Source organism: Mastigocoleus testarum BC008 (assembly GCF_001456025.1).
In the GTDB taxonomy this organism is placed as follows: Bacteria; Cyanobacteriota; Cyanobacteriia; order Cyanobacteriales; family Nostocaceae; genus Mastigocoleus; species Mastigocoleus testarum.
The window spans coordinates 1-11,166 of record NZ_LMTZ01000023.1 but is presented as its reverse complement, the minus strand read 5'-3'; the positions used below and the strand labels follow the sequence as shown (position 1 = coordinate 11,166).

General features: G+C 35.6%; 7 protein-coding genes. All 7 read left to right on the top strand.

What is annotated here, in order from left to right; translation table 11 throughout:
• The first annotated feature begins 149 nt into the window (after positions 1-149).
• Positions 150-2,969 (top strand): CHASE2 domain-containing protein, encoded by a 2,820-nt coding sequence (locus BC008_RS05185; RefSeq protein WP_027842857.1) that lies wholly within the window; start codon positions 150-152, stop codon positions 2,967-2,969.
• On the top strand, positions 2,966-4,270 hold the full coding sequence (locus BC008_RS05180) for a hybrid sensor histidine kinase/response regulator (RefSeq protein ID WP_027842858.1): 1,305 nt from the start codon (positions 2,966-2,968) through the stop codon (positions 4,268-4,270). Before BC008_RS05185 ends, BC008_RS05180 begins: the two co-directional genes overlap by 4 nt.
• A gap of 179 nt (positions 4,271-4,449) precedes the next feature.
• Positions 4,450-4,998, top strand: coding sequence for a GNAT family N-acetyltransferase (locus BC008_RS05175; protein ID WP_027842859.1), 549 nt, complete (start codon positions 4,450-4,452; stop codon positions 4,996-4,998).
• 469 nt (positions 4,999-5,467) lie between these two features.
• Positions 5,468-6,190 (top strand): phycobilisome rod-core linker polypeptide, encoded by a 723-nt coding sequence (locus BC008_RS05170; protein ID WP_036265220.1) that lies wholly within the window; start codon positions 5,468-5,470, stop codon positions 6,188-6,190.
• 377 nt (positions 6,191-6,567) lie between these two features.
• Positions 6,568-7,605, top strand: coding sequence for an SDR family oxidoreductase (locus BC008_RS05165; protein WP_027842860.1), 1,038 nt, complete (start codon positions 6,568-6,570; stop codon positions 7,603-7,605).
• A gap of 706 nt (positions 7,606-8,311) precedes the next feature.
• The gene (locus BC008_RS05160) at positions 8,312-8,506 is read left to right on the top strand and encodes a hypothetical protein (RefSeq protein ID WP_027846813.1); all 195 of its coding nucleotides are present in this window, start codon (positions 8,312-8,314) and stop codon (positions 8,504-8,506) included.
• A 267-nt stretch (positions 8,507-8,773) separates the two neighbouring features.
• Positions 8,774-11,166: dynamin family protein (locus BC008_RS05155; RefSeq protein ID WP_235595800.1), on the top strand; the 2,393-nt coding region annotated here is incomplete at its 3' end.

Below are 11,166 nucleotides of genomic sequence, written 5' to 3'. Positions count from 1 at the left end.
TAAAAAATGCTCAGTAATGTATGGGCAGTGTTAGAGATATATATTTCTAGGACATATATTTCTAGGATATATATTTTATTTTTTCAGAGACGGGATATGTCTCATCTCTACAGTTATGAACTTGACTGTTCCTTGCTCGAAATAGATGTATGTGGCAGAAATTTAAAGCTTTATTTAGAAAAACTCGCAGCATTTTTATTATTACCCCAAGTGTTGCTATTGTCGTTTTAGTTGGACAGGGATTAGGACTATTTAACTTAGCTGAATGGGCAACCCAAAATCAATTTTTTCGCTGGCGCTCAACACAAAAATTAGCTCCAGAAGTTGTAATTGTCACTATTGATGAGCAAGATATTCAATTTGTAGGTAAATGGCCAGTTTCAGACCAATCCCTTGCTCAATTATTAAAAAAAATCCGCGTACAGCAACCCCGCGCCATTGGTCTAGATATATATCGAGATTTACCAGAAGGAGCAGGAAAAGAGGAACTCGTACAAGTTTTTCGTAGCACTCCAAATTTATTTGGAGTTGAAAAAATTACAGGAGAGCGAGTTAAACCACCACCAGAATTAAAAAAACGAGAGCAAGTAGGTTTAGCTGATTTAGTATTAGATAGCGATTTCCATGTACGACGAGCCCTACTAACTGCTGTTGATGAAGAAGAGGATACTCTCAAAGCAGGATTAGGAACCATTGTTGCTTTAAAATATTTGGAAAAAGAAGGAATTACTTTAGAAAGCATTGACCCCCAACGACAAGAATTCCGGTTAGGTAAACAAGTCTACCTGCCCTTACAAAATCTGGAAGCAGGTTACCGGGATAAAGATTTGGGTGGATATCAGATTTTACTTAATTGGTATGGTTCAGAAAAAGCCTTTGTAAAAGTAAAGATGCGGGATGTTTTACAGGGAAATATTCCCAAGGACATAATGCGCGATCGCATGGTGTTTATTGGTTCAACAGCTGCAAGTACTAATGATTTTTTTAGTAGCCCCTTTAGTTCTTCTTGGCTATCGGAGAGAAATCAGACACCCGGTGTAGTTATTCACGCTAATATTGCTTTACAGTTAATCCACGGAGCAAGGACTGGTACAGCTAATTTAAAAGGTTTTTCTGGAATTGATTTTCTTGTTTGGATCGTTTTATGGTCTGCTATTGGGTCTGTTGGTACTTGGTTTTTAAGTGCTAATTGTAATCAAAAATTCCTCATAGGAGGCAATATACTTTGGGCAACCGTAGGTATTAGTATAGTCTTTCTGGGTGGTAACTATTGGAGTTTCTTACATGGACTATTAGTACCGGTTACACCTACTTTAATTGCTTTTATTGGTAGTACGATCGCCACAACTAATGCCTATAAACAGCAGAAACTCGAAGAAACTAATAGCCAATTAGAAATCGCTAATACTAAATTACTGGACTACTCAAAAACCCTAGAAACAAAAGTTGAAAAACGGACCCACGAGTTACTCAAAGCGAAGCAAGCTGCAGAGATTGCAAACCAAGCCAAAAGTGATTTCCTTGCCAATATGAGTCATGAATTGCGCACACCACTCAATGGCATAATTGGATATGCTCAGGTTTTAGAGCGTTCGCCAAGCATTAAAGATAAAAATCGAGAAGGAGTTAATATCATTCATCAGTGTGGTTCCCATCTCTTGATGCTAATTAATGATATTCTGGATCTTTCGAAAATCGAAGCCGGTAAATTAGAGTTATTTCCCAGCAAAATTCATTTACCAGGTTTTTTGAATGGGGTTACAGAGATGTGTCGGATTCGGGCACAGCAGAAAGGTATTTCGTTTGATGTAATTCTGGATCGAAATCTACCGACTGGTGTCAATGCAGATGAGAAAAGATTGCGGCAAGTATTAATAAATTTGATTGGAAATGCCATTAAATTTACTGATAATGGTGGAGTTATTTTTAAAGTAGATACTATTGAAACTATTACATCTAAAACTTTACTTACAGCAAACCAAGATATAGAAAATAGAGACACCACAAATCCATTACCCACTTGTAACGTTCGCTTTCAGATAGAAGATACAGGTGTTGGAATGTCACCTGAACAATTGGAGAAAATTTTTCAACCCTTTGAGCAAGTAGGTGATATTGGTAAACGTCCTGATGGTACGGGTTTAGGATTAACCATTAGTCAAAGAATTACGACTTTGATGGGTAGTCAAATAAAAGTCCAGAGTCGTTGTGGTGAAGGAAGTATTTTTTCGTTGGATTTAACGATGTCGATCGTTAATGATTGGAATACACAAGAAGTAGTATCGCAACAAAAAATTATAGGGATTCGGGGTATCCCACCTCAAATCCTTATTGTTGATGACGATAATCACCACTGTTACATGTTAAGTAATTTACTACAAAGTATTGGTTTTCGTATTTTGGAAGCAGGTGATGGGTTACAAGGTCTAAAGTTAGCAATTGAAAATCAACCTGACGTAATTTTACTTGATTTGGTCATGCCAAATATGGATGGCTTTGAACTTATGGTTAAACTTCATGAAAATCCCCAAACAAACTCAATTCCTATTATTGTCTCCAGTGCAAAAGTTTTTGAAGCGGAACGCCAAAAAAGTCTAGAAGCAGGAGCAAAAAGCTTTTTACCCAAGCCTCTACAAGTAGAGGATTTACTAAATGCACTACGAACTCTACTACAACTTGAGTGGATCTATGAGGAATCGAAATCGGCAAAATTATCTTCTACAGAAACCCAGAATTCAACTGCTGAAAGTCAATTGATTTTGCCATCCCAAGATATTTTGCAAAAACTCTATCACTTAGCAATGATGGGTGATATCCCAACTATTGAGGAAATACTAAAAGATGTTACCAATCAGAGCACAGAATTTATTGTTTTCACAAAACAAATCGGAGAATTTGCATCCAACTTCCAAACTAGAAAAATACGTAATTTTCTCGAGCAATTTGTCTTAAAGGATTCACCCCAATGACGACCGAAATTCTTTCCAAGCCCAAGTATATCCTTTTAGTTGATGACAATCCCAATAATCTCAAGGTGTTATTCGAAGCTATTCAGGGTCATGGCTGGAAAGCTTTGATGGCAACAAATGGAGAATCAGCAATTGAACAAGCAGAATACGCGAAACCCGATTTGATTCTGCTGGATGTTATGATGCCTGGAATTGATGGATTTGAAGCTTGTCGCAGACTTAAAGCTAATTCTGTCACTCAAGATGTTCCGGTAATTTTTATGACTGCGTTATCGGATACTACAGATAAAGTAAAAGGTTTAGAAATTGGTGCAGTTGACTATATTACTAAACCATTTCAACAGGAAGAAGTAATTGCCAGATTAAAGTTACATTTAAACTTATCTCACCTTACCCATACTCTCGAACAAAAAGTGGAGGAGCGGACTGCTGAATTAAGCAAATCTCTAGAACAGCTACAAAAAACTCAATTACAATTGATCCAAAGCGAGAAGATGTCTACTTTGGGACAGTTAGTAGCAGGTATAGGTCATGAAATTAACAACCCGCTCAACTCAATAGTTGCCAATACATTCCATGTTCAAGAATATACTAGTGACATGCTTGAGGTACTAAACCTCTTCCAAGAAAAATTTGCTGAGTTAGATCCAAGTATTGCTAAATTGTTGCAGAAAATTGATTTAGAGTTTCTCAACGAGGATTTACCAAGCCTGTTAAAGTCAATGCAACACGGGGTTACCCGTTTAGAAGATATTAGTCTTTCTTTGAGAACTTTTGCCCGTTCTGACATCTCATCCAAGGTAGAATTTCAAATTCATGAAGGACTTAATAGTACTGTAATGTTACTTCAGCATCGACTTAAAAGTAATCAAGATCATCCTGAAATTGAGGTTGTCAAAGACTATGGTGATTTACCACCTATTACCTGCTATCCTGGACAGATAAATCAAGTATTCATGAATTTAATTGCCAATGCGATTGATGCATTTGAAGAACTCAATCGTAATCGCTCTTATCAAGAAATAACTGCTGATCCAAATATTATCACTGTAAAAACAAGGGTGAACGACGAAAAAAATACAGTGACAATTTGCATTAAGGATAATGGTATCGGTTTAAACCCTCAATTACAGGATGAAATTTTTGAACAAACATTTACTACTAAGGCTGTTGGTAAAGGAACCGGATTAGGATTAGCAATCAGCCATCAGATAGTTGTGGAAAAACACAACGGGGAAATTGAATTATATTCAATTCCCGGTCAAAGCACGGAATTTATAGTTACCCTACCTATTAGTTAATTTTTTGATTTTGAGATCGATATTTAGAATTATTTGCTTACCGGTATCACTAATTAATTCAATCATGCGATAGTTAGATTTTGATACAAGTATTTTATACTTAACGATGTAGTTTTAAATTTAAATTGAATTGAAATAAAAATAAGGTATTTTAGTAAAATACAACTTAAATAAAGTTAATGACAGCACAATTAACTTTAGAGACAACAAGATTAAATTTGCGTCCCTTATATTTGTCAGATGCACGTTCTCTGCAAAAGGTAATAAGTATAAGTGATATTGCCGATACTATGATTTCTATTCCTTACCCTTATCCTGATAGTGAAGCTGAAAGATATATTCGCAAGAAAATTGCTGAGTTTGAATCAGGTAATTCTGTAACTTTTGTTATTGAACCAAAAGAGAAAAGTTTCCTCAGAGGTGTGATTGAAATTCGAGAAATTGAGCCAGAGCATTCTCAAGCAGAATTAAGTTTTTGGTTAGCGGTTGAATGTTGGGGGAAGGGTTACATGACTGAAGCATTAAAACCTGTATTAAATTTCTGTTTCAACCATCTCCATCTGAACAGAATTTATTCTTATCACATGACAAGAAATTTAGCTTCTGGTCGAGTATTAAAGAAAAATGGGTTTGTACGAGAAGGAATTCTACGTCAACGGGTCAAGAAGTGGGGTGTATTTGAAGATGTAGTGATACTTGCAATCCTACGTAAAGATTGGCAAAATTAATTTTAATAGCTTAAACTATAATTATATTTAATGTTTTATTGTTTAAAAGTAATTAGTACCAGCTTTAGTAAGAAATTTTTGTTAATAAGTACTAAATCATAACAAAATACTTTTTTTGGTTGAGGTGGTATTTGTGAGTTTTTAAAATTAGCGCTCGCATAAGGAATAGTTATTATTTGGTTGTATAAATTTTATACAAGTTCTAACTACAAATTGGAGCTATAAATTAGAACATCTGATACGAGCAATAATTTATTTAAAATAGAAATTCATTTAAGTATACATTTAAAACTTTTTTAAGCCCATTATGTATCTTTTTTTTAATTATTTAATTGGGCTTTGAAGATTCTTTAACAATTGTGACTAGAATGCAAAATTTGCATTAGTTTGAAATGAAGGCGGCAATTTTACTTGCCGAACTCATAAATAAAATGTGTCCATAGTTTTCAAAAATAGTAGGTATACAAGAGTGTCTATTCCTCTTCTAACTTATTCTCCTTCCAGTCAAAATCAACGCGTACCTGGGTATGAAATTCCAAACGAAGAAAAACCCAGAGTTTATTCTAGTGAATTTTCATATAATCCCAAAGAAATCAATGAGTTAATTTGGGCTGCATACTATCAAGTATTCCACGAGCAACAGATGCTCAGCAGTAACCGCCAAGCATTCTTAGAATCTCAGCTTGCATCAGGTCAGATTACTGTAAAAGACTTTGTCAGAGGATTAGCACTTTCCGATCCATTTCGTCGACTAAACTACAATAGCAACAACAACTATCGTTTCGTTGAAATCTGTTTTCAACGTCTTTTAGGTCGTCAAGTTTACGATGAACGTGAAAAACTTGCTTGGTCAATTGTATTAGCAACCAAGGGTCTGAGAGGTTTTATTGATGAATTACTAAATAGTGAAGAGTACATGACCAATTTTGGTTATAGCACCGTTCCTTATCAAAGACGACGTATTTTACCTCAACGTTCTCATGGTGAATTACCCTTTGCTCGCATGGCTCGTTATGGGGAAGACTACCGTAATAAACTACCAAAATCTAGCTTAGCTGCTGCATTCAAACCTAAATATGAGCTTTCTGATAAACCCATTGTTTTAGGTCTTTTAGCAACTTCTGCAGCGTTGGTTATTGCTGTATATCTATTACCTATACTTGGTGTTCTACCAAAATTGGGTACATTTTAGATATCTAAACAGTTACTGGTTAACGATTTAGACAAATCACATTTAAATATCTGTTGAAGATGTTTTCATCTCTTCATCTTTACTTCACAAACTGAGTTGTGAAGTCTATATTTCTTTTACAGAGACGCGGTCTTTCTGATCTAACTTCAGGTCATAGTATCGCGTCTCTAAAGATTATTTTTGACAAAAAATCCAAACCGATGTGGCTATTAAATATTTTCAATTTAGAGATTTTTAAAGAATAATTTCTGCCGTAATTTCTGAATAAAATCCAAAAAGATAGCTCTGTTACATTCGATTGATGAATTGTCTGTAAATATAAAATTTGCTCTTCGGAAAAAACTTTCTGATTTACTAAATTTAGTTCGAGAGTTTTTATGCAGAAAAAAACAATCGTATTGGTAACTGGTGCATCAGGATTTATTGGCGCTCATTGTGTCTTAGCTTTGCTAAAGAAGGGTTATGCGGTTCGAGCAGTTGTGCGTTCGGAATCGCGAATAGAGAAATGCAAAGCCCTAATTAACGAACATTGTTCCGGTGATGCGGATGTAGAATATGCGATCGCAACTCTGGATGCAGATCGAGGGTGGGATACTGCGGTTGAAGGGTGCAAATATGTTATTCATGTTGCTTCGCCATTACCATTAAACCAACCATCAGACCCAAATAAACTCATAATACCTGCCCGCGACGGTACTTTACGGGTCTTAAAAGCTGCTAGTCGTGCGGGTGTAAAAAGGATTGTTATAACATCTTCAGAGGCTGCAGTATGTGGCTCTCCCTTAAGAGAAAAAGACTATATTTACGATGAAAAAGATTGGACAGATCTAAGTAATAAAACAGTCACGGCTTACAATCAAAGTAAAACCATTGCAGAACGAGCAGCTTGGAATTTTGTCAATGAAAATAACTCTATAGAACTAGCAACTGTATGTCCAGGTGTTGTATTGGGTCCAATGTTAGAGCCAAAAGTTAACACTTCTTTAGAGTTGATCAAAAGACTGATGAATGGAAGTATGCTACTAATTCCACCTATTGGCTACGAAATTGTAGATGTTCGTGATGTTGCAGACTTACATTTACTAGCGATGGAAAAACCCAATGGTGCAGGTGGTAGATTTATCGCAAGTGCTGGGTTCATGTGGTTGGAAGAAGTAGCTGAAACTCTCCGCAGCAGTTTGGGTAAAGACGCAAATAAAGTCCCTACTCGTCACGCACCTACTTGGTTGGTTCGTTTTTTAGCATTATTCGATCCTACTATCCGTATAATTTTACCCGATCTCAATCAGTTAAGAAGAACTAGTTATGAAACTTCTAGAAGGGAATTAGGATGGATACCGAGACCTCCCGATGAAGCTGCGATCGCTACTGCTAAGAGTTTGCTTGCTTATGGAATACTTGATCGCAATTCTTGAAATAACTATTTATTACCCAACACGGTTCAGATAAGACTATAGCGGTTTCCATTTGAATCAAATACATTTTATATTCCCATTCTGTGGAGATGTTGCAGAGGCTAACGCCGACACCGCAGGCTCTGCAACGTCTCTACAAGGTGTCTGCACTCAACCGAAAACCCCTATATTCACATCTTGCATCAAGAAAAACGCTTGAATAAATAATACTCAGTGTAACTGACCGCCTTGGACTAAAAGTCCCAGGCTTATAGGCAAAGTCCTTTAAAAGAGGACTGAAGAAAGCTTGAAAAAAAGTCTTATTAATAACTATTGTTTTTAGTCATTTGCACTTATAAGTGCAAGATTTGAGTATAAATTTGTTGGTAGGATGTTACATATGCTAACGACGCCCTTACTGCTCTGCAAGGTCTTTACATGCCAAAAATAATCATGGTTCAATTTTAACTGAAGCGTATAAATTTATGACTTATGGGAGCGCACCAAGATACGCCCTAATTAATGATATTTTCTTAAAATGAGATAATTCCAGTGAAATCTAGCTTTTTCAGCAGAATNACTAACGTAACGCTGCGCTAACCGCCACTGGGGTTTAAAACCCCACCGTCTTACGGTGTCCACAATTAGTTGGGGTTTAAATCCCCATCTAATTGAACTTCTGCCTTCTGCCTCCTGCCTTCTGCCTTTTTTAATATAAAGGGATATTATGCGCGATTCAGTAACTTATCAACTTTTAGTAGACGAAGGTCGAGCTGAAGGTAGTCAAGAAGCTACTCACAAAATAGCAATTAACCTTCTCAAAGAAGGACTTTCGATTGAATTAATTGCAAAAACAACTGGTTTAATGGTGGAAGAAGTGCAGCAATTACAAAGCACTCAAGTTGATAATCAGGCTGAGTAAATATTTATTACTTATTTCTTTTTCTTGTTGTATTGAGATTTCCAGTGTGTTTGATATGCACTGGATTTTTTGTGTGCTGTGAACAATATGAAGGTGTTTCAGAAACTTTATAGTAATAGTGTAATAAATAAACATCATACACTTAAGTATTATTTATTATTTTTAACTTAAATACTCAAAAGCTCTAGGGTAAATACTTAGAGGCAATTACAAAATTCATGAAGTAAAATACGAACATTAATAATGTAACTTATAAAACATAATAAAGTGATTATAAATCAACTTCAAGGAAGTACTCCTAAAAAAATAAATATTGATTATAAGTTAAACAACACTCGTCAACTCTTACAAGAACTAGGTAACTCAATTTCTAAGTTGGTCAACTCCTCAGAGGATGTTTTTTCCGACCCTGGAATCAAATCTTCCTTAAAAGAATTTTTTACTGTTTATCAAGAAGCAGTAGAAAGGTTAGAAAATCCTAGTTTTCGGATTGCAACTTTAGGAACAACCTCTTCAGGAAAATCAACTATTGTTAATGCGCTAATTGGTCGGAAAATTGCACCGATTGAAGCAGGGGAAATGAGTGGTGGGGTTCTCAGTCTTAAACATTCTCAGCAACGAAAACTTAAGATTGCAGATACTAAGGATGCTGTTTGGGATACTGGAGAATGGACGGGATTAAGTGATGAGGATTTATATCAACGCATTCGTACAGTAATGCACTCTTATCACGATGCGCGAAAGAAACGGGAATATGTCGCACCACAAGTTACTGCTTCTGTTCCTCTTTTACCTGCTTCCGATCCTTCTTTTCTAGGTTTACCGGAGGGGATAGGGATTGAATTATTTGACTTACCCGGACTTAAATCAGTTCAAGACCGGACTAACTTAGCAACTATTCAACAGCAAGTTAATAAAGCCTTTAGTATAGTAGCTTTAGACTATATGCAGGTAGATGACAATCACAGAAAGCTTTTATTGGAAGAATTAAAAAAAGTCGTTGAATATTTACAGGGTCGTACAGACTCAATGATTTTTATCTTAAATCGGGTGGATCAACGAGGTACAGATGATTTACCCCTAGAAGAGCGAATTAATAAGCTAAGAAAAGAAATACAAGAGGTTTTATCGCTTCCTAAACTTCCTGATGTTATTCCTTTTAATGCTCGTCTTTTATATTATGCTCAATGTGCTTGGGGTTCGGGAGCTTTGAACGAACCATCACAAATCGATGGGAAAACCCGCTTAAAGTTATTGAGTGCAATGTTTCAAGATTGTGCAAGTTTAATCAAACTAAATACGAAAGAAAATAAAAGTTTAAAAAGGTGGTTTCGCGATATTGAAGACCAAGTTGAGGATGAAGAATATATCGATGATGAAACCATGCGGAAAATTCTTCACTATTGTTTAGAGTGGAGTGGTGGTACAGAACTTTGGAAATGTTTCCGGGAAAGAGTTAAAGATTCGTTTGCTGAATTAGTTATACTTCCTGCATTAATGGGAGTATTTAATCACTATAATGCTTTATCTAAAAAATTTGACGTTCTGATTGATGCAGGAAAGATTTATAATCAAGAACAAGTTAAAAGAAAACGAGAAAAAATCAACGATATTCGTAATTTTTTTCATCAACATGTTAAGCAAATAGGCAAAGAATTTAAAGCTGAAATTGAGGAATTAATATCAGGGTTGAAAAAACACGATCCTCAAGCAGATTTAGAAGTTGTAAAAAATGCCAAAGAAAAAGGATATGAAGGTTTTAATTCGATCGTAAATGCTGTCTCTGGTGTAGAAGCAGACTTGACTAAATATCTAATCGCTCCAGTTCGTTACGGTTTAAATAACAATCAATTATATTTCCAGCTAAGAGATAAATTACAAGAAGTTGTATCCCCTGCATTAGCTGATGATATTGCTAAAACCTATGATAATGTGAGTCGAAGATTAAAATCATTTTCTCGTGAGTCAGAATATTTCGTAAAGTCTGTGAGAACTGATAATGATAAAGGGAAAAAAGAATTAGAGCATGATGAGCGTCATGTTCGTCTCTTGTATCACACCATGAAAGTAGCAATGTCAGCAAGAGCAGAATTTTTTCTGCAAGGGAAAGCAAAACAATTTGAACAAGCTTTAGAATCTTTCGTTGACGAACAAGTTAAGAGATTAAAAAATCATTTATCAGAACAAACATTCGCTTCTTTAATCGATCTAGAAAATGCAGCAATCAGTGATTTACAACAAAAATTAGATAAAAATTTACCAACCTTACCAGATAAGTTTTTCGAAGTGCAATATGATTTCAAACTAAATCATACTAGGAAAACAGAAGTAATTGGACAAAAAACAGAATATGAAACACGCACTAAAACAGAATATGAAAGTAATGAAGAAACTTATGAAGAAGGTTCTTGTTTCAAAGAAACAAAAACTAGAACAAAAACACAACCTGTAACTCGTGAGTATCAAGAAGAAGTAACTCGTGATGTAACTGGAGAGGTTGAATATATTAATATGTTCCTCCCATCTCCCGACTTAATGGCTAAGCAATGGTCAAGTGGGGTGAAGAAAAAGAAAGAAAGTTTGTGGGTATCCCCTCAAAATTCCGGGGTAAGGAGTTACTCAGGTATCCATGACCAACCAAAAGGATTAGAAGAGGACTT

Excerpts from the sequence above, each read along its gene's own strand:
- BC008_RS05160 (WP_027846813.1), top strand. The coding sequence starts at position 8,312 with ATGCGCGATTCAGTAACTTATCAACTTTTAGTAGACGAAGGTCGAGCT.
- BC008_RS05175 (WP_027842859.1), top strand. The coding sequence starts at position 4,450 with ATGACAGCACAATTAACTTTAGAGACAACAAGATTAAATTTGCGTCCC.
- BC008_RS05165 (WP_027842860.1), top strand. The coding sequence starts at position 6,568 with ATGCAGAAAAAAACAATCGTATTGGTAACTGGTGCATCAGGATTTATT.
- BC008_RS05180 (WP_027842858.1), top strand. The coding sequence starts at position 2,966 with ATGACGACCGAAATTCTTTCCAAGCCCAAGTATATCCTTTTAGTTGAT.
- BC008_RS05185 (WP_027842857.1), top strand. The coding sequence starts at position 150 with ATGTGGCAGAAATTTAAAGCTTTATTTAGAAAAACTCGCAGCATTTTT.